Annotated in this window: 23 protein-coding genes and 1 other RNA gene; 9 read left to right on the top strand and 15 right to left on the bottom strand. The window is 55.3% G+C overall.

Annotated elements, in window-relative coordinates; genetic code table 11:
• Window positions 1-5 precede the first annotated feature (5 nt).
• The 4 genes from NHM04_RS12285 to NHM04_RS12270 all read left to right on the top strand — a co-directional run bounded on the left by NHM04_RS12285 (window position 6) and on the right by NHM04_RS12270 (window position 2,602).
• Window positions 6-269, top strand: coding sequence for a hypothetical protein (locus tag NHM04_RS12285; RefSeq protein ID WP_254264081.1), 264 nt, complete (start codon window positions 6-8; stop codon window positions 267-269).
• Window positions 266-892: a nicotinamide riboside transporter PnuC gene (pnuC, locus tag NHM04_RS12280; protein WP_254264080.1), complete on the top strand. Its 627-nt coding sequence runs from the start codon at window positions 266-268 to the stop codon at window positions 890-892. The genes NHM04_RS12285 and pnuC overlap by 4 nt, the downstream gene beginning before the upstream one ends.
• Window positions 885-1,652: a choline/ethanolamine kinase family protein gene (locus NHM04_RS12275; RefSeq protein WP_254264079.1), complete on the top strand. Its 768-nt coding sequence runs from the start codon at window positions 885-887 to the stop codon at window positions 1,650-1,652. Before pnuC ends, NHM04_RS12275 begins: the two co-directional genes overlap by 8 nt.
• A gap of 110 nt (window positions 1,653-1,762) precedes the next feature.
• Window positions 1,763-2,602, top strand: coding sequence for a DUF1080 domain-containing protein (locus NHM04_RS12270; protein ID WP_254264078.1), 840 nt, complete (start codon window positions 1,763-1,765; stop codon window positions 2,600-2,602).
• Window positions 2,603-2,717: 115 nt separating this feature from the next.
• Here the strand turns inward: NHM04_RS12270 and hisF are convergent, their stop codons facing one another.
• From hisF to NHM04_RS12215, 11 genes are all read right to left on the bottom strand, one after another.
• Window positions 2,718-3,491, bottom strand: coding sequence for an imidazole glycerol phosphate synthase subunit HisF (gene hisF, locus NHM04_RS12265; protein WP_254264077.1), 774 nt, complete (start codon window positions 3,489-3,491; stop codon window positions 2,718-2,720).
• Between the two features lie 3 nt (window positions 3,492-3,494).
• The gene (gene hisA / locus NHM04_RS12260; RefSeq protein ID WP_254264076.1) at window positions 3,495-4,229 is read right to left on the bottom strand and encodes a 1-(5-phosphoribosyl)-5-[(5-phosphoribosylamino)methylideneamino]imidazole-4-carboxamide isomerase; all 735 of its coding nucleotides are present in this window, start codon (window positions 4,227-4,229) and stop codon (window positions 3,495-3,497) included.
• A gap of 21 nt (window positions 4,230-4,250) precedes the next feature.
• Entirely contained in the window at window positions 4,251-4,892 is a 642-nt protein-coding gene (hisH, locus tag NHM04_RS12255) for an imidazole glycerol phosphate synthase subunit HisH (protein ID WP_254264075.1), read from the bottom strand.
• A 3-nt stretch (window positions 4,893-4,895) separates the two neighbouring features.
• Entirely contained in the window at window positions 4,896-5,489 is a 594-nt protein-coding gene (hisB, locus tag NHM04_RS12250) for an imidazoleglycerol-phosphate dehydratase HisB (protein WP_254264074.1), read from the bottom strand.
• 90 nt (window positions 5,490-5,579) lie between these two features.
• Window positions 5,580-5,897 (bottom strand): DUF3301 domain-containing protein, encoded by a 318-nt coding sequence (locus NHM04_RS12245; protein ID WP_020210656.1) that lies wholly within the window; start codon window positions 5,895-5,897, stop codon window positions 5,580-5,582.
• Window positions 5,898-6,044: 147 nt separating this feature from the next.
• Complete coding sequence (locus tag NHM04_RS12240) at window positions 6,045-6,254, bottom strand: cold-shock protein (RefSeq protein ID WP_020210655.1); 210 nt, start codon at window positions 6,252-6,254, stop codon at window positions 6,045-6,047.
• A 188-nt stretch (window positions 6,255-6,442) separates the two neighbouring features.
• Window positions 6,443-6,781, bottom strand: a complete 339-nt coding sequence (locus tag NHM04_RS12235; RefSeq protein WP_254264073.1) for a hypothetical protein — start codon at window positions 6,779-6,781, stop codon at window positions 6,443-6,445.
• A 17-nt stretch (window positions 6,782-6,798) separates the two neighbouring features.
• Entirely contained in the window at window positions 6,799-8,013 is a 1,215-nt protein-coding gene (locus tag NHM04_RS12230) for a UbiH/UbiF/VisC/COQ6 family ubiquinone biosynthesis hydroxylase (RefSeq protein WP_254264072.1), read from the bottom strand.
• A complete protein-coding gene (gene ubiH / locus NHM04_RS12225) occupies window positions 8,000-9,184 on the bottom strand; it encodes a 2-octaprenyl-6-methoxyphenyl hydroxylase (RefSeq protein WP_254264071.1) in 1,185 nt (394 codons plus the stop codon). The genes NHM04_RS12230 and ubiH overlap by 14 nt, the downstream gene beginning before the upstream one ends.
• 2 nt (window positions 9,185-9,186) lie before the next feature.
• Window positions 9,187-10,521, bottom strand: coding sequence for a Xaa-Pro aminopeptidase (pepP, locus tag NHM04_RS12220; protein WP_254264070.1), 1,335 nt, complete (start codon window positions 10,519-10,521; stop codon window positions 9,187-9,189).
• 5 nt (window positions 10,522-10,526) lie between these two features.
• Window positions 10,527-11,111, bottom strand: a complete 585-nt coding sequence (locus NHM04_RS12215) for a UPF0149 family protein (RefSeq protein WP_254264069.1) — start codon at window positions 11,109-11,111, stop codon at window positions 10,527-10,529.
• A 360-nt stretch (window positions 11,112-11,471) separates the two neighbouring features.
• Here NHM04_RS12215 and NHM04_RS12210 point away from each other — a divergent pair, with 360 nt between their 5' ends.
• From NHM04_RS12210 to NHM04_RS12195, 4 genes are all read left to right on the top strand, one after another.
• The gene (locus NHM04_RS12210) at window positions 11,472-11,678 is read left to right on the top strand and encodes a TIGR02449 family protein (RefSeq protein ID WP_254264068.1); all 207 of its coding nucleotides are present in this window, start codon (window positions 11,472-11,474) and stop codon (window positions 11,676-11,678) included.
• 12 nt (window positions 11,679-11,690) lie between these two features.
• Window positions 11,691-11,990, top strand: coding sequence for a cell division protein ZapA (locus NHM04_RS12205; protein WP_254264067.1), 300 nt, complete (start codon window positions 11,691-11,693; stop codon window positions 11,988-11,990).
• 38 nt (window positions 11,991-12,028) lie between these two features.
• Window positions 12,029-12,207, top strand: a non-coding RNA gene (gene ssrS / locus NHM04_RS12200) — 6S RNA.
• 11 nt (window positions 12,208-12,218) lie between these two features.
• Window positions 12,219-12,875: a 5-formyltetrahydrofolate cyclo-ligase gene (locus NHM04_RS12195; protein ID WP_254264066.1), complete on the top strand. Its 657-nt coding sequence runs from the start codon at window positions 12,219-12,221 to the stop codon at window positions 12,873-12,875.
• A 46-nt stretch (window positions 12,876-12,921) separates the two neighbouring features.
• On the opposite strand, the gene ilvA is transcribed toward NHM04_RS12195, so the two are convergent.
• Window positions 12,922-14,436, bottom strand: a complete 1,515-nt coding sequence (gene ilvA, locus NHM04_RS12190; RefSeq protein ID WP_254264065.1) for a threonine ammonia-lyase, biosynthetic — start codon at window positions 14,434-14,436, stop codon at window positions 12,922-12,924.
• 132 nt (window positions 14,437-14,568) lie between these two features.
• On the opposite strand from ilvA, the gene rpiA reads away from it, so the two are divergent.
• Window positions 14,569-15,243 carry a ribose-5-phosphate isomerase RpiA gene (rpiA, locus tag NHM04_RS12185; RefSeq protein ID WP_254264064.1) on the top strand — a complete coding sequence of 225 codons (675 nt, stop codon included), beginning with the start codon at window positions 14,569-14,571 and terminating at the stop codon, window positions 15,241-15,243.
• Window positions 15,244-15,315: 72 nt separating this feature from the next.
• Here rpiA and rpmG read toward each other — a convergent pair whose 3' ends face one another.
• The 3 genes from rpmG to radC form a co-directional block, all read right to left on the bottom strand.
• The gene (rpmG, locus tag NHM04_RS12180; protein ID WP_020210644.1) at window positions 15,316-15,471 is read right to left on the bottom strand and encodes a 50S ribosomal protein L33; all 156 of its coding nucleotides are present in this window, start codon (window positions 15,469-15,471) and stop codon (window positions 15,316-15,318) included.
• A gap of 16 nt (window positions 15,472-15,487) precedes the next feature.
• Window positions 15,488-15,724 (bottom strand): 50S ribosomal protein L28, encoded by a 237-nt coding sequence (rpmB, locus tag NHM04_RS12175; protein ID WP_253968263.1) that lies wholly within the window; start codon window positions 15,722-15,724, stop codon window positions 15,488-15,490.
• Between the two features lie 284 nt (window positions 15,725-16,008).
• Window positions 16,009-16,683: a DNA repair protein RadC gene (gene radC, locus NHM04_RS12170; protein WP_254264063.1), complete on the bottom strand. Its 675-nt coding sequence runs from the start codon at window positions 16,681-16,683 to the stop codon at window positions 16,009-16,011.
• Window positions 16,684-16,701 lie beyond the last annotated feature (18 nt).

Here is a 16,701-nt window from a genome sequence, read left to right as displayed (position 1 = left end):
ATGCAATGAAACTGACCGCCGAACTGAGCATGTACCCGTTTAACGAAGCCTATATTCCGCCCATAAAAGGCTTTATCGACTGGTTAAATCAGCAAGAGGGCTTGCTGGTCTCCACCAACCCCACCTGCACGATTGTTACCGGCGACTATGAGCGGGTTATGCAAGTGCTGGGCGAAGGCATGCGCTACAGCGTCGAAACCTGGGGTAAAGCCGTGTTTGTGAGTAAATTTTTGCCGGGCTTTGAGGCCCTACCCGAGGCCGATGCGTGAGTGACGTCAGTGCGGTAATCGCCCAAGCCTGGGCGCAGATGTCCGGCTGGGAAGTCGCCGCGGTGATTCTCGCCATCGCCTATTTGCTGCTCGCGGTACGACAAAACAGCCTGTGCTGGTATTGCGCATTCGCCAGCACCGCTATTTACACGGCGCTGTTTTGGGATGTTCAGCTGTTGATGGAATCGGCACTGAACGTTTATTACATGGCCATGGCCATCTACGGCTGGTGGCAGTGGCGCCACGGCGGGCAGCAGGATTCACCATTGCCCGTGCGGCGCTGGGGCATCAAACAACACAGCCTCACCTTCGCAGCCATTGCGGCTATTACCTTGGTATCGGGCACCCTGTTAAGTCGCTATACTGAGGCCGCCTGGCCCTATGTGGATTCGTTCACGACCTGGGCCAGTGTTATCACCACCTTTATGGTGGCCCGTAAAATTCTGGAAAACTGGTTGTATTGGATGGTGATTAACAGCACCTCGATATTTTTATTTATTGATCGCGGCCTGTATTTAACCGCGCTACTGTTGGTGTCTTATCTCATCATTTCCATCTTCGGTTTAATTAACTGGCAAAAGGATTATCGCCGACAGTATCGACAACAACCCGCCTATGGCTGAACACAATATTCTGCAAGCCATACTCGCGGGCTGGCGAGACTGGCCGCTGCCATTAACGGACCCACCTAAAGTGCTCGGCCCTATTCCCGGCGGGCGTACCAATCGCAATATCAAGCTTGAAGGGGCGGGCTACAGCCAAGCTTTTATTCTGCGCATTAACAACCCGCGCGGGCGCTTGCTGGGCATTGACCGCGACGATGAGGCGCAAATTGTTCACACCGCCGCCGTCGCGGGCTTAACCCCCGAGCCGATATACCGCGATCCGGCCCACCGCTTTGCATTACTGCCTTTTGTTAAAGCCCGTACCTGGACGGCAGCCGATTTTGCCAATCCTATGCAGCGCAAAAGGCTGTTGGCACTGCTGGAGAAAGTCCATAATTTATCGCCCGCCACCGACCGGCGCAGTTATTTACGCTACCTGGAAAGCTACTGGCAGATTCTGCAAAAGAACACGCCCATAAATACCGAGCTAGCCGAACGCTGGGCAACATTTTCAGCCAGGCTCGCCGCCTTTGACCAAGCGCCCTGGCCAGCAGAGCTTACCCACCACGACCTGATTGCCGACAATGTGCTGGACACCGGCAGCCGCCTGTATCTGATTGACTGGGAATACGCCGCCATTGGCCACAGCGATATCGACCGCTGGAGCATTGACCCGAAACTGGTCAATGAGCCTTTTATTCACGAACTGGCCCAATGGACCAACGACTTATGGGAGCGGGTATTACTCAGCATTAAGTCCGCGTCCAAAAACACATAACGCATCGGACTTAACCCTCCTTAACCCGTCTTTTGGTTAGCGAAGATGCCTCCGCACTCTTTATCCGCTAAACTCTGTCCACCGATAAAAATAGTCGACAGGACAATAACATGAACCATCGCACCTATTTACCTCTGGGCTTGCTCTGCGCAGCGCTGATGTCAGGCTGCAGCCAGACTGCCACAGACACGGCCAGTACCAACCCTGACACCGAACAATGGCAAACCTTATTTAACGGTAAAGACTTGAACGACTGGACGATTAAAATCGCCGGTTACGAGCTTAACGAAAATGCGCTGAACACGTTTCAGGTAAAAGACGGTAAGTTGATCGTCAGCTACGACGAATACGACACCTTTAAGGGTCGCAACGGCCATATCTTCTACAATCAGCCGTTTTCTCACTATCGAATCAAAATCGAGTACCGCTTTGTGGGCGAGCAGGCCGCGGGCGCCCCCGACTGGGCCTGGCGTAACAACGGTATTATGTACCACGCCCAATCACCGCAAAGTATGGCCTTTGAGCAGGGCTACCCCGCCTGTATGGAAGTGCAGTTATTGGGCGGCAATGGCACCGATGAACGCCATACCTCTAACCTGGTCACGCCAGGCTCCCACGCGGTTTACAACGGCGAGCTGCGTGAAGATCACATTATTGAAAGCACCAGCAAAACCTATCACGGTGATCAGTGGGTGAGCGCAGAATTAGAAGTACACGGCGACGACTTGGCCATCCACCGGGTCGAAGGCGAAGAAGTTATTCGCTACAGCGGCATGCAACTGGATGACGGCACACCACTGACCGAAGGCTATATTGCTTTGCAGGCCGAAAGTGCGCCCATTGAATTTCGCTCGGTCAAACTGCTGAACTTAAAAGGCTGTATGGACCCGGAGGCGAGCAACTATAAATCTTATTTTGTCGCCAATGATCCTGAGGCTTGCGAGTACTAAGAATTTAAACGCACTAACGACTGCCCGTAGCGCTAATCAATAGTCTCCAGCAATAAAAAAAGCCCCGCTCGGTTCGAGCGGGGCTTTTTTGTCAGCAGCTAATATCAGCGCTCTTTCACAGCCGCACTTCAATGCCGCGCTCGGCCATAAATTCTTTGGCCTCGCCCACGGTGTATTCACCAAAGTGAAAAATGCTCGCCGCCAGAACCGCATCGGCGCGGCCTTCGGTGACGCCATCGGCCAGGTGTTGCAGGTTACCCACACCGCCCGAGGCGATGACGGGAATGGGCACGGCGTCACTGATGGCGCGAGTCAGTTCTAAATCAAAACCGTTTTTGGTGCCGTCGCGATCCATGCTGGTCAGCAGAATTTCACCGGCGCCGTTGGCGCACATTTTTTTCGCCCACTCCACCGCATCAATGCCGGTGGGTTTGCGACCGCCATGGGTAAAAATCTCCCAGCGCTTGGGCTCGCCCTCAGCGCTGACTTGTTTGGCATCAATGGCCACCACAATGCACTGAGCGCCGAAGCGGTCGGACGCGGCTTTCACAAAATCCGGATTGTGTACCGCCGCCGAGTTAATGCCGACTTTATCCGCACCGGCGTTCAGCATATTGCGAATGTCTTCCACAGTACGAATGCCGCCGCCCACGGTGAGCGGTATAAACACTTCACTGGCAATGCGCTCGACTGTGTGCACGGTGGTGTCGCGGCCTTCGTGGCTGGCGGTGATATCCAAAAAGGTAATTTCATCGGCGCCCGCTTCGTTGTAGCGCTTGGCGATTTCCACCGGGTCGCCGGCATCGCGGATATCGACAAACTGCACGCCTTTCACCACGCGGCCATTGTCCACATCCAGACAAGGAATTATGCGTTTAGCCAGGGCCATAAATTACTCCGCGCTGTCGCAGTAGGCCTGCGCCTCAGCAACGTCCAAGGTGCCTTCGTAAATGGCGCGGCCGGTGATTGCACCGCAGATACCGCTGGCGCTTTTGGCTTTGAGCGCGCGAATATCATCCATATTGGTGATGCCGCCAGAGGCAATCACCGGAATGGAGGACGCCTCACCCATGGCGACGGTGGCCTCCACATTCACACCTTGCATCATGCCGTCGCGGGCGATGTCGGTGTAAACAATGGCGCTCACGCCATCGGCTTCAAAGCGGCGCGCGAGGTCGGTGGCTTTTACATCCGACACTTCAGCCCAGCCATCGGTGGCGACCCAGCCGTCTTTCGCGTCCAGGCCGACAATAATATGGCCCGGAAACTCGCGGCACATGTCGGTGACAAAACCCGGGTCTTTAACCGCTTTAGTGCCGATAATCACGTATTCCACCCCGGCTTTAATGTAGTGCTCAATGGTCTCGGCGGAGCGAATCCCACCGCCGATTTGAATCGGCAGCTTGGGGTAGGCTTTGGCGATGGCGGTCACCACGTCACCGTTAACCGGGGTACCGGCGAAGGCGCCGTTTAAATCCACCAGGTGCAGGCGGCGGCAGCCCGCGTCTACCCATTGGGTGGCCATGGCCACGGGGTCGTCGGAGAATACGGTGGAGTCGTCCATCAACCCCTGGCGCAAGCGTACGCACTGGCCGTCTTTAAGGTCGATGGCGGGAATAATCAGCATGGTAACAATCTCTTAGTTCAATCAGCGCTGGCCGTTCCAGCGCACAAAGTTATGCAGTAACTGCAGGCCAGCGGTGTGGCTTTTTTCGGGGTGGAATTGCACCGCAAACAGGTTGTTGCGGCCCAGGGCGGCGGCGAAACGCACCCCGTATTCACAGCGCCCGGTTACTTCGCTGCCGGTGTCTTCCACGTAAAAGCTGTGCACAAAATAAAAGCGGCTGTTTTGCGGGATATCCGCCCACAGCGGGTGATCCACCTGCTCAACCTGGTTCCAGCCCATGTGCGGCACCTTTAAAGGCTCGCCCTCGGGGCTTTTGTGATCGTGACCGAAGAATTTCACCTCGCCCGGAAACAAATCAATGCACTCGGTGCCGCCGCTTTCCTGGCTGTGAGTCAAAAGTGCCTGCATACCCACGCAAATACCCAACACGGGTTTGCCGCTGGTCACTTGCTCGCGCAACAGCTTATCAAAGTTCAAACGGCGAATTTCACCCATGCAATCGCCAATGGCGCCCACCCCCGGGAAGATCACTCGGTCGGCGGCGGCCACTACGGCCGGGTCGCTGGTGACGTAGATCTCGTGATCGCACACCTTACCCAAGGCGCTTGCCACCGAGTGCAAGTTGCCCATGCCATAGTCGATAACGGCTACTGACTCAGTCATAGCTTACAGACTACCTTTGGTGGAAGGCATGATGCCGGCCATACGCGGGTCCGGCTCCAGCGCCATACGCAGGGCACGGCCGAAGGCTTTAAACACGGTTTCTATCTGGTGGTGAGCATTGTCGCCGCGCAGATTATCAATGTGCAGGGTCACCTGGGCGTGATTGACAAAGCCGTGGAAGAACTCCGAGAAAAGCTCGGTATCGAATTTGCCAATGCGCTTTTGGGTAAAGGGCACTTTCATAATCAGCCCCGGACGACCGGAAAAGTCGATCACCACGCGCGACAGGGCTTCATCCAGGGGGACATAGGCGTGACCGTAGCGACGGATGCCTTTTTTATCCCCCACGGCACGCGCAATGGCCTGACCGATGGTAATGCCGATGTCTTCCACGGTGTGGTGATCATCGATGTGAATGTCGCCTTTGCAGTAGACATCCATATCAATCATGCCGTGGCGGGCGATCTGATCCATCATGTGCTCTAAAAAGGGCACCCCGGTATCAAATTTACCGCAGCCTGTGCCGTCTAAATCCAGCTCGACACTGATTTGCGTTTCCAGAGTATCGCGGGAAACCTGCGCTTTGCGCTCTGACATGACCTTCTCCGACTCACCGCCCCGTGGGCAAAAGGCGGATTATAAAGGTTTGCGGTAAGACAGCGCCAGTCGGAGGCGCACTGCGGGGGCTTAATGCACTTTATGGGGGTCGAGTTGTACCGCCTCGATCTTACGGCCCAGCATCACGACCCGGCCCGTGTAGCGATCTTCACCGGTGGAGGTAAACTCAAAATAGAAAGCGCGCCACAAACTAAGCGCACCCTTGCTGTTGCGCTTGAACCAGAGCCGGCGCAGATAAACGCTCTGATCCAACATCTGCACGTTCATTTCGCGGCAGTGACGCACCGCCGCGGCAAAGGCAACATCCTTGGCCTGCAATGCTCGCCACCAGTAATAACCCACGGCAATCAGGCCAAATAACCAGGTAACAGCAGCGAGATCAGACATAGTTTTTTACACAAAAGCGCCCCTGGTCGACCCAGGGCCCAAAGGGCACCGGTGCAACCGGGGGCGGGAATAAATTTAACGGTTTAGCCTAATTAACGTCGGCCCCGCCGCAATGACGGCGCTTAGCGTATCAGACTTAGGGGAAACTTATACCGCGGTAACGTTTTCCGCCTGAGGACCCTTCTGTCCCTGCACCACTTCAAAGGTCACATTTTGACCCTCTAGCAGCGTTCGACGACCGGTGCCATTAATAGCGCGAAAATGTACGAACACATCCGGTCCGCCTTCGCGCTCAATAAAACCGTAACCCTTCGCATCGTTGAACCACTTAACAACACCATTGACCAAATCAGACATAACGCCCTCTTGCTTCCTTTTCATTGCCGGTATACCGGCCTTTCACAACTCCCCACCGATCAGCGGGAACCTACCAGTAAACTTACTCGGGGTCGCGGCGGACCAAATTCCATCTCAGCACCCTTGGCTGTGGCTGCGATGGTCGAATTTAAGCACTCTGACTATGGCAACTTCAAGCGTTAACGGCGCTATTGCCGGCCGTTGCGCTCAATATTAGGGCGGCGGCAAAATACTTCGTGCAAAAATAGCGCAAGAATTACCACCGCAAAGCCACCCAGCATTGCCGGGCGTTTGACCAGCTCAAGTGCCAAGCCTTCTTTGGCCAGCTGGTAGCAGGCCAAACCCCAGGCCGCTGCGGCGAAATAGCCCCAGCGCTGGCGCTTAAACACAAACCAGGCGATCACCAAGGTTAACAGTGCAACAAAAATTGTCTCTATTCTCAGCTCTGCGGCGAAAAAACCCGCCGCCGCCAGCAACCATAGCAACAAAAGTGCATTAAAAAAGTGTGCCAGTGCAGTGATTTTCATAGCAAGAATCTACAGTTTTATGACAATGACAGGCCCATGGCTTCACGAGCCAGGGTATTTTTTAACAGAGGAAGAGAGTCGGCGGAGCGCAGAGCACAATTGCGCAGCCATAGCAGCCGCAAATCGCGGGCGCCAAATAGGCGTTTAAAGCTTTCCATCGCCGCCATCATGGTGAGATTGTGGCCCATGCGCTCGCGCTCGTAGCGTCGCAAAATACTCACATCTGCCATCGCCACACCGCGATTCTGTGCGCGCAGAATTTCCTGCGCTAATGCCTCGACATCCAACAGACCCAGATTGACGCCCTGCCCCGCCAGAGGGTGAATACTGTGAGCGGCGTCGCCCACTAGAGCTAAACCGGGCTGGAAATAAGTGCGGGCATGGCGCTGCACCAGAGGTATGCAGTGGCGTTTTGCCACCTGCTCTACGGCGCCCAAGCAATGCTCGAAGCTTTGAGCGAGCCGCTCGGCAAAGTCGGTGTCATTCAGCGCCATCAGCGAGGCGGCAAAGCTTTGATCAGCCGACCAGACAATGGAGCTATACCTGGAGTCGACGTCATCCGGACTCTCACACAGGGGCAAGAACGCCAGCGGCCCGGTAGCCATAAAGCGCTGCCAGGCGGTGTGCTGATGGTGTTGCGCGGTTCGCACAGTGGTGACAATCGCGCTCTGGCCATAGGACCACTCTCGCACCCCGATACCGGCAAAATCGCGCAGCGCTGACTGCGCGCCGTCAGCGGCGATGGTCAAACCCGAATGAAATGAGTCGCCATCGGCCAGGGTCACACCGCCCACACCCGCCTCGGTGTAAATCAGGCCCGCGACCTCACCGGTGATCATAGTCACTCCAGAGGACTTTAGAGCAGTCATCAGCTCGGCGACAATCAGTCGGTTTTCTACAATATGCCCCAGTGCTTCGCAGCCGAGCTCAGCGGCACTAAAGTCGATCTTGCCACTGCCTTCGCCATCCCACACGTGCATCTTGCGATAGGGGCACACGCGCTGCCGGGCAAGCTCGGGCCAAATACCCAAGCGCTCAAATAGCTCCCGTGAGGCGGCCGTTAAAGCCACCACCCGCGGGTCAAACTCTTCGTATTGATGGGTATCGAGCTTGCGCTCCAGTGACGGCGCCACCAGGGCAATACGTAAGCCGCTTGCGGCCAAACGCAGCGCCATGCTGGAACCAACCATCCCGGCGCCCACTACAATAATGTCGTAATCACGCGGCGCCACTCTGCCCTCCCATCATCTGCTGGGTAAATGCGCCCTTAAGCGGAGCGAACAACTCCAAACCCAGTAAACCAATGTGACGTGCGCTAACCAGTACGGGGTTGCGCGAGCTAAACAGCTTGACCATGGCGTGGCTAAGTTCGGTGGTTAACAGCTGATCCTGCTGGCGCTTTTGGCTATAGGCACTTAGCACCTGCGCAGCCCCCGGATCGGCAACGCCTTGAACACAGTCTGCCAACACAGCGCAATCTCGCAGCGACAGGTTAAACCCCTGCCCGGCTACCGGATGCAAGCTGTGGGCGGCATTGCCCACAATCACTAATCGGCTACGCCACTGTTCATCCACTTGGCGCAACTGTAAGGGATAACTAAACCTTTCACTCACCGCCTCAAAACGCCCTAAGCGATGACCAAAACGCTGTTGTAGCTGCTGCAAAAACACTGTTTCGGGCAACCGGGTTCGATCCGGCGCAAGCGTCGGCTGCGTCCATACCAGTGCCATCTCGTGTGTTGCCGCCAAGGGCAGAAGAGCCAGCGGACCCTCGTCGGTAAAGCGCTCGTAAGCGATATTGTTATGGGCTTTGCTAACACGCACATTGGCGATCACAGCGCGCTGCTGGTAATGGCGCTGACGCTGGCCGATACCCAAAACTTTGCACAGCGGCGAGTCGGCGCCATCGGCGATCGCTACCAGCTTGGCGCTGATACCTGCGCCACCCTCAAGACTAATCTGCGCTGAGTCTGGTACAAAAGTTAGTTGCGACACCTTATCGGTCACCGCCTCAATACCAGTACGCTGAGCCAGGGCACTGCTCAACGCCAGCCCCAGGTGCTGGTTGGGAACGACATAGCCCAAAGCCTTTACCGCGAGTTCGGCAGCATCAATTTTCTGACCGGGCAGGTAGCCTTTATCGGAAATATGCACGCGCCGAATTGGCGCTGCAGCGGCTTCAAGATCCTGCCACACCGCCAGTTTATCGAGATAAGCCGCCGTGCCGGCCGATAGCGCCGTAGCACGAGCATCAAAACTGGGACGCTCGGGCACCTGACCCGCCTGGGCTGGTTGCGGGTCAATCAACGCAATACGCCAGTGGGGATTGGCGCGGGCGCACAAGAGCGCAAGGCTGCTCCCGACCATACCGCCACCGACAATTGCCAGATCATACTCGGCCAAGATCAGGCGCTCCGCTGTTCGCCAGCGCGTGCCATCAGCGCTTCTATATCGGCTGTGGTTTTGGGCACATCGTCGGTCAACACCTGATAACCTTCTTTGGTAATCACTACGTCGTCTTCAATCCGAATGCCGATACCGCGCCATTTTTTGGCCACAGTTTCATCATCCGGCGCGACATAAATGCCTGGCTCCACCGTCATCACCATGCCCGGCTCCAGCACCCGCCACTCGCCGCCAACCTTGTAGTCACCGACGTCGTGAACATCCATGCCCAGCCAGTGGCCAATGCGGTGCATATAGAAGCGGCGGTAGGCGCCCTGCTCAATCAGATCGTCCAGCTCGCCGTTTAACAGGCCTAACTCCAGCAGTCCCTGGGTGATGGTTTTTACCGACGCCTCATGAGGTTCGTTCCAGTGGGCGCCCGGTTTTAGCGTTTCAAAGGCGGCGTACTGCGCCTCTAACACGATATCGTAGAGCGCTTTTTGCGCCTCGCTGAAGCGTCCATTAACCGGGAAAGTGCGGGTGATATCGGCGGCGTAATATTCCAGCTCACAGCCGGCATCAATCAGAACCAGGTCGCCGTCTTTTAGTACTGCACTGTTTTCTACATAGTGGAGAATACAGCCGTTTTTGCCGCCACCGACAATCGAGCTATAGGCGGGATGGCGGGCCCCGGCCATGGCAAACTCATGCAGTATCTCTGCTTCAAGCTGATACTCCATAACGCCGGGCTGGCAGTATTCCATGGCGCGTACATGGGCACGGGCAGAGATTTCACCGGCCTCTTTCATTACGCGCAGCTCGGCGGCACTTTTATACAGGCGGTTGTCATGGAGAAAGTGCGCCAAATCCAGAAACTCTCCCGGCGGCGTGGCACCCGAGCGAACCTTGGCGCGAATGGTGTTCACCCACTCCATGACCTGGCGGTCAAAACCGGCATCTTTACCCATGGCGTAGTAAACACGTTCGCGGCCCTCTAGCAGACCAGGCAGAATATCGTCGATATCATCGACCGGGAAGGCGTCGTCGGCGCCGTATTCACGGCAAGCACCGTCTGGGCCGGCGCGATAGCCATCCCAAATTTCGCGCTCTGGGTCGCGGTCGCGACAAAACAGCACAAACTCGCCGTGCTCGCGCCCGGGAATCAATACCAGCACCGCCTCGGGTTCGGTAAAACCGGTCAGGTAGTAAAAGTCGCTGTCCTGGCGATAGAGATACTCGGTATCGCGCGAGCGGGTGCGCTCTGGAGCCGAAGGGACAATCGCGATGCTATTGGGCTCCATCACCGCCATCAACGCTTTGCGGCGGCGGGCAAATTCAGTTTTGCTAATTCTCATATCGATCAATGCAAGGTTCCGGAATCGGGTGAAATAGGGGCCGGATTGTCGCTGCCATGAAAGGCCTGGTACAAAGTCAGCGCCGACATGCGCACATATTCAGCCACTTCAATAAAATCGGACTCGGCGCTGGCCGCGTCGTTATCGTCCGACTCAATTTGCACAATGGCTGAAAAGTCCTCCAGGGTATCGGCGATGTCCGGATTCACCTCGCCCTGTTCAACGGCGCCCGAAGCGCCAAAACCGCTCAAAAAGCCATGGCACCACTGCGACAATGCCTCAACCCGCTCCGACATACTTTGGTCATCATCGGGCAGCAGCAACACAAAGCTGAAACCTTCACCGCCCAACTGGCCCCGAGTTTGTTTTAAAAAATCCAGCAGCGCATCGGTGGTTGCCTGATCGGGCTCGTCAGTCAACGCCATAAAGTCGCTCACCAAGCGCAGCCAATCGGCCTCATTTAAGGGCGTACCGCAGAGGCGGCCACAGAGCATACCCTGCAATTCCGCCGGACTGTTCAAGGCTTCCAGCGGGGCAAAGCGCTCATCCCACAACTCAAAGCCATTGACCAGTTTTTCAATTTCAGACATAAAATTCTCCCAAATCCGCCCTATGCTAGCACAGGGGTAACCAGGGCCTGTTAACAGTAATTAATCCGCCTGCTGGAAGCCAGTTACGTATCTAGCAGACTGCGTGAGCGCAGTTTAGTTATTCCAAATAGGCGAAAGCTAGCCCCGCGAGCTCTTTGGATCTCGGCGACGAAGCTGGAGACAGCAATTGTCTTCCAAACAAACACTCCAGCCCTTCGGGTTGCGCCTTATCATTACCAAACAAAAACACCTTTGATATTGGTGCACTGCGCACATAAACTAGAAAGTACTTTAAGATCGATTGCAGCCTTTGCCGGGGCGCAATATAGTAGTCTCACAATTTCTATTGGTCACCTGCCCATGTCAGACGAACAGCTACACACCCTGGAAGTCAAACTGGACGAACTGCTGCGCCAGTGCAGTCGGTTGCAGCAGGAAAATACCGAACTCAAGCAGCGCGAAAACGACTGGCAGCGCGAAAGGGTACGCTTAGTAGAAAAAAATGAGCTGGCCCGCTCGCGAGTCGAAGCCATGATCTCGCGCCTAAAAAGTCTAGAAGCTGAATAAACGAGGCCCACCGTGAGCAACGAAACCGTACACGTCAGAATTCTGGACAAAGAATATCAAGTGGCCTGCCCTGCCGAAGAGCGCAGCGCGCTGCTGGAATCGGCACAAATTCTCGATGAGCGCATGCGCCTTATTAAAAGCAGCGGCGGTGTTATTGGTCTGGAGCGCATTGCTGTGATGGCGGCTTTGAATCTGAGCCACGAACTGCTGCAGGCAAGATCCTCTAGTGCCGCTAGCAGCAAGGATGTCGAATCATTAAACCGCATGCAGGAAAAAATTGAAGCTCAACTGGATAAGCTTAGTCCTGTTTAATCTTTGGGGGAGAGCCCCAATCTTTGATACACTATGAACATACCCTGGGATGTGCGCCAGTCGACTATGTCCTTGAGCCGATAATGCTGTACCCGGTAGCTCCTCGCTGGTGTTTGTGAGCATGTCCGCAAGTCCGGAAAGCCTAATAACATCGCTGGAGCCACCCCTTGAACTTTAGGGTTCAAGGCCCACTCGACAGCGGCATCTTGGGGTTTTAATTTCCTTTCTATGACTCAATCCCGCCAACTTTTACGCCGACAGTTGCGTCAACGACGTCGATCTCTGCCACCCAGTGCCCAGCGCCGGGCGGGACAAGCGCTAATTCAGCAACTACAGAATCACCCCTGGCTCACGAATACAAAAAAAGTGGCCTTGTACTGGCCCGCTGACGGCGAACTGGACCCGCGTCCGCTGGCTAAAAGACTGTGGCGTGCGGGGGTAAAATGCTATTTACCCGTTCTTCACCCCTGGCAAAAAAGACAACTCTGGTTCACTCCCTTTACCCCCGCTACTCGGTTTCGCCGCAACCGCTTTGGTATTGCCGAGCCCATCGCTCACCAAAGCGCTCCTTTATCGGCACGACATTTAGATCTGGTGTTAACGCCGCTGGTCGGCTTTGACCGCACCGGCGGCAGGCTGGGCATGGGCGGCGGCTTTTACGACACCACCTTCGCGTTTAAACGCCGCACCCCCGGCCACAGCAAACCCAAGCTGATCGGCCTGGCGCACTCGTGTCAGGAGGTGGAAAAACTGCCGCTGGAGCCCTGGGATATACCGCTGGATGCGGTAGTGACGGAAAGGGAAGTGATTGTCGGACGTCGGAGGTCTGACGCGGAACGATTGTCTCGTTCCCATCCGCTGTCAAACCCCAAGCATGGATCTTGATGTTTTGCATCCGACGTCAGACCTCCGACATCAGACCCTTTTTCACCTACCCCAAAAAATACTGATAGGCTTCATTATCCGTCTCTTCCCAAAACGGATAATTGATCTCAGCCAAGAATTTACGCACTTGGGCGCGCTCTTTGGCCGGCACTTCCATGCCCACAAGTACCCGCCCAAAAGCCGAACCGTGATTGCGATAATGAAATAGGGATATGTTCCAGCGCCCCGCCACTAAATTTAAAAACTGCAATAAGGCACCGGGACGCTCGGGAAACTCAAAGCGGAACACCATTTCATCATCCACCCCCGAGGCATGACCTCCCACCATATGGCGGATATGCAACTTGGCCAGCTCGTTATCGGTCATATCCACCAAATCATAGCCCTGCTCGCGCAACTCACCGACCAGCTCGTCGCGATCATTGGGATCGGCCGAGACCTGCACACCGACAAAAATACGGGCCTTATCGGCGTCAGCGTAGCGATAATTAAATTCGGTGATACTGCGTTTACCCAACGCCTGGCAAAACTCTTTGTAAGCACCGGGGCGCTCAGGGATGGTTACCGCCAGAATAGCCTCGCGCTTTTCGCCGATTTCGGTGCGCTCAGAGATATAACGCAAGCGATCAAAATTAATATTCGCGCCACTGTCGATGGCCACCAAGGTCTGGCCGCTAATGCCGTGCTCAGCCACATACTTTTTCAAGCCCGCAACACTGACCCCGCCCGCAGGCTCGGCAATTGAACGGGTATCTTCAAAAATATCTTTTATACCCGCGCAAATTTCGTCGGTATTGACCGTAATAACCCCGTCGATATTGTCTTTAATGACCTTAAAGGTCTCTTTACCAATCTGCGCCACGGCCACACCATCGGCAAAAATACCCACTTGGGGCAGCTTCACCCGGCGCTTTTTCTCCATCGCGGCTGCGAGGCACGCAGACTCTTCAGACTCGACCGCAAACACTTTCACGTCGGGGCGCACATACTTCACATACGCCGCCACACCGGCACACAAGCCGCCGCCACCTACCGCGACAAAAATAGCGTCGATGTGCTTGGGGTACTGACGTAAAATTTCCATCGCCACGGTGCCCTGCCCGGCGATGACATCCGGGTCATCGAACGGATGCACATAGGTGTAGCCTTTTTCTTCAATCAACTTTTGCGTATGGGCGGCGGCCTCATCAAAATTATCGCCGTGCAAGACCACTTTAGCGCCTCGCGCGCGCACAGCATCCACTTTGATGGCCGGAGTCGTACGCGGCATCACAATGGTCGCCTTAACTCCCAGGTGCTGAGCACTCAGCGCCAGCCCCTGAGCGTGGTTGCCAGCCGATGCCGCGATAACGCCTTTATCGCGCTCGGCATCCGTCAGCTGCAACAACTTGTTGTAAGCACCGCGAATTTTAAAGCTGAACACCGGCTGCAGATCTTCACGCTTAAGCAATACTTTGTTGTCGGTGCGCTGCGACAATAAGCGCGCGTCATCCAGCGGCGTTTCCACTGCCAGATCGTAAATACGCGCATTGAGAATTCTTTTGATGTAGGAGTCTGTCATAAACATTCGCGGGCCGGTGAAGTAAGTCGCCGCATGATAAACCTCAGGCTATCGCCGCACAACCGATACACACGCCTGCGAAATTGCCTTTCAGCGCTTATAATAGCGACACATTTTCTTCTCGAGGTTGTCATGAATCAGGATCAGCTCAAACAAGCGGTCGCACGCGCCGCCATTGACTATATTACCCCCAAGCTGGAGAAAGACAGTATTCTCGGTATTGGTACTGGCTCCACCGCCAACTTTTTTATCGATATGCTGGGCGAGCTAAAAGACGACTTTGCCGCCGCCGTCGCCAGCTCTGATGCCTCGGCCGAAAAATTAAAAGCCCTGGGCATTGAGGTACTGGATTTAAACGAAGTTTCCGAGCTACTCGCCTATGTAGACGGCGCCGATGAATCCAATGCACAGCTGGCCCTGATTAAAGGCGGCGGCGCTGCCCTGACTCGCGAGAAAATCGTACGCGCCGTAGCACGCGAGTTTATTTGTATTGCCGACGAGAGCAAGTGGGTAAAAGTGCTAGGGGAGTTTCCGTTGCCGGTCGAAGTCATTCCCATGGCGCGCTCTTATGTCGCCCGCGAGCTGGTAAAACTGGGCGGCGATCCGGTCTATCGCGAAGGCGTGGTCACCGATAACGGCAACGTCATTCTCGATGTGCACAACCTTTCTATCGTCGACCCCAAGGACCTGGAACTGAAAATCAACCAGATTACCGGTGTGGTCGCCAACGGCTTGTTCGCTCACAAAGGGGCGGATGTATTACTGCTGGGGCGCAGCGATGGGGTGGAGACGATAACGCCGAAATAATCAGTCGGACGTTAAACACAAAAAAGCCCGACCATCTCTGGCCGGGCTTTTTTGTGTGAAGTCAAAATCAACTTACTTGATTTTGCCTTCTTTGTAGATCACATGCTTACGAGCAACGGGATCAAATTTTTTGATCTCCATTTTCTCGGGCATGGTGCGCTTGTTTTTGTCGGTCGTGTAAAAATGACCGGTGCCGGCACTAGAGTTCAGACGAATCTTCTCGCGCATGACTTTATCTCCTCAATTAAACCTTTTCACCACGCGCGCGCAGATCAGCCAAAACAGCCTCAATGCCACGCTTATCGATTACGCGCATGCCTTTGGCTGATACGCGCAGTTTTACAAAACGCTTCTCCGCTTCTACCCAAAAACGGTGGGTGTGCAGATTAGGCAAAAAACGACGCTTGGTGTGGTTTTTTGCGTGAGATACATTGTTTCCAGTTACGGGACGCTTGCCGGTAACCTGACATACCTTAGACATGGTGTTGCCTCTTATACCAAATTAATCGCGCTGCGCCACTTCCACGAACGCCCCGTTCAGAGCGGCCCAGAGCAAGATTCATTATGCAGCCTGTGTGTATCAATGCGGCCTGAAACACGGGGTCCGTAACACTGGACTCGCCCTCAGGAGGCTCTACTTCAGCCATCGCTCGGTTACCCGGCCGCGAAGAGCCGCGTTTTATACCAAAAGAGCCCATCAATAGCAACGTTTCGTTGGTTTTTTAGCCAGATTTTGTCGAATTTTTGTTCTGGGGCGCCATTAACTTATAGAAAACCTCGCTCGGCGAAGGAGATGACCTCGCCGTCGCCCACCACCATATGATCCAACACCCGCACCCCCACCAGCTCCAGCGCCGCCACCAGTTTCTCGGTGATAAGCCGATCGGCCTGACTGGGCTCGGCCACTCCCGAGGGATGGTTATGAGCAAGAATCACCGCCGCCGCATTGCTGGCCAACACCAGTTTGACCACCTCGCGGGGGTATACGCTGGCGCCGTCCAAGGTGCCGTAAAACAGAGGCTCGTAACGAATCAACCGGTGCTGATTGTCCAATAGAAGCAGGGCAAAAACCTCCCGTGGGCTGTGGCGTAACTGCGCCACCAGATAACGCCGCACCAGATCGGGGCTGGTCAATGCATCACCCGTTTGCAGAGATTCACCCAAATGACGCCGAGCCATTTCTAACACCGCCTGCAACTGGGTAAACTTTGCATCACCCAGGCCCTCGCCCCGGCAGAAGGATTCCCGCGATGCCTCCATTAGGGGCCGTAAACCGCCAAACTCGATCAGAAGCTCGCGTGCCAAATCCACCGCCGACTTGCCCGCGCAACCGGTGCGCAGAAAAATCGCCAGCAATTCAGCATCGGATAGAGCGGCAGCGCCCCGTTCGAGAAGCTTTTCCCGCGGCCTTTCACCCACGGGCCAGTGCGCTATAGACATTAAGACCTCCCTGTCGAA

The sequence above is a fragment of the Gilvimarinus sp. DA14 genome, from assembly GCF_024204685.1.
In the GTDB taxonomy this organism is placed as follows: domain Bacteria; phylum Pseudomonadota; class Gammaproteobacteria; order Pseudomonadales; family Cellvibrionaceae; genus Gilvimarinus.
The sequence above is the reverse complement of the archived record's forward strand: the minus strand, read 5'-3'. Positions and strand labels throughout refer to the sequence as shown.

Bases quoted from the DNA above. Each gene is read 5' to 3' on its own strand.
- rpmG (WP_020210644.1), bottom strand. From the start codon at position 15,471: ATGCGCGAGAAGATTCGTCTGAACTCTAGTGCCGGCACCGGTCATTTT.
- pepP (WP_254264070.1), bottom strand. From the start codon at position 10,521: ATGAGAATTAGCAAAACTGAATTTGCCCGCCGCCGCAAAGCGTTGATG.
- NHM04_RS12195 (WP_254264066.1), top strand. From the start codon at position 12,219: ATGACTCAATCCCGCCAACTTTTACGCCGACAGTTGCGTCAACGACGT.
- hisB (WP_254264074.1), bottom strand. From the start codon at position 5,489: ATGTCAGAGCGCAAAGCGCAGGTTTCCCGCGATACTCTGGAAACGCAA.
- ilvA (WP_254264065.1), bottom strand. From the start codon at position 14,436: ATGACAGACTCCTACATCAAAAGAATTCTCAATGCGCGTATTTACGAT.
- hisA (WP_254264076.1), bottom strand. From the start codon at position 4,229: ATGCTGATTATTCCCGCCATCGACCTTAAAGACGGCCAGTGCGTACGC.
- NHM04_RS12245 (WP_020210656.1), bottom strand. From the start codon at position 5,897: ATGTCTGATCTCGCTGCTGTTACCTGGTTATTTGGCCTGATTGCCGTG.
- rpmB (WP_253968263.1), bottom strand. From the start codon at position 15,724: ATGTCTAAGGTATGTCAGGTTACCGGCAAGCGTCCCGTAACTGGAAAC.
- NHM04_RS12210 (WP_254264068.1), top strand. From the start codon at position 11,472: ATGTCAGACGAACAGCTACACACCCTGGAAGTCAAACTGGACGAACTG.
- NHM04_RS12215 (WP_254264069.1), bottom strand. From the start codon at position 11,111: ATGTCTGAAATTGAAAAACTGGTCAATGGCTTTGAGTTGTGGGATGAG.
- NHM04_RS12235 (WP_254264073.1), bottom strand. From the start codon at position 6,781: ATGAAAATCACTGCACTGGCACACTTTTTTAATGCACTTTTGTTGCTA.
- NHM04_RS12270 (WP_254264078.1), top strand. From the start codon at position 1,763: ATGAACCATCGCACCTATTTACCTCTGGGCTTGCTCTGCGCAGCGCTG.
- rpiA (WP_254264064.1), top strand. From the start codon at position 14,569: ATGAATCAGGATCAGCTCAAACAAGCGGTCGCACGCGCCGCCATTGAC.
- NHM04_RS12240 (WP_020210655.1), bottom strand. From the start codon at position 6,254: ATGTCTGATTTGGTCAATGGTGTTGTTAAGTGGTTCAACGATGCGAAG.
- NHM04_RS12285 (WP_254264081.1), top strand. From the start codon at position 6: ATGAAACTGACCGCCGAACTGAGCATGTACCCGTTTAACGAAGCCTAT.
- radC (WP_254264063.1), bottom strand. From the start codon at position 16,683: ATGTCTATAGCGCACTGGCCCGTGGGTGAAAGGCCGCGGGAAAAGCTT.
- NHM04_RS12275 (WP_254264079.1), top strand. From the start codon at position 885: ATGGCTGAACACAATATTCTGCAAGCCATACTCGCGGGCTGGCGAGAC.
- hisH (WP_254264075.1), bottom strand. From the start codon at position 4,892: ATGACTGAGTCAGTAGCCGTTATCGACTATGGCATGGGCAACTTGCAC.
- hisF (WP_254264077.1), bottom strand. From the start codon at position 3,491: ATGGCCCTGGCTAAACGCATAATTCCTTGTCTGGATGTGGACAATGGC.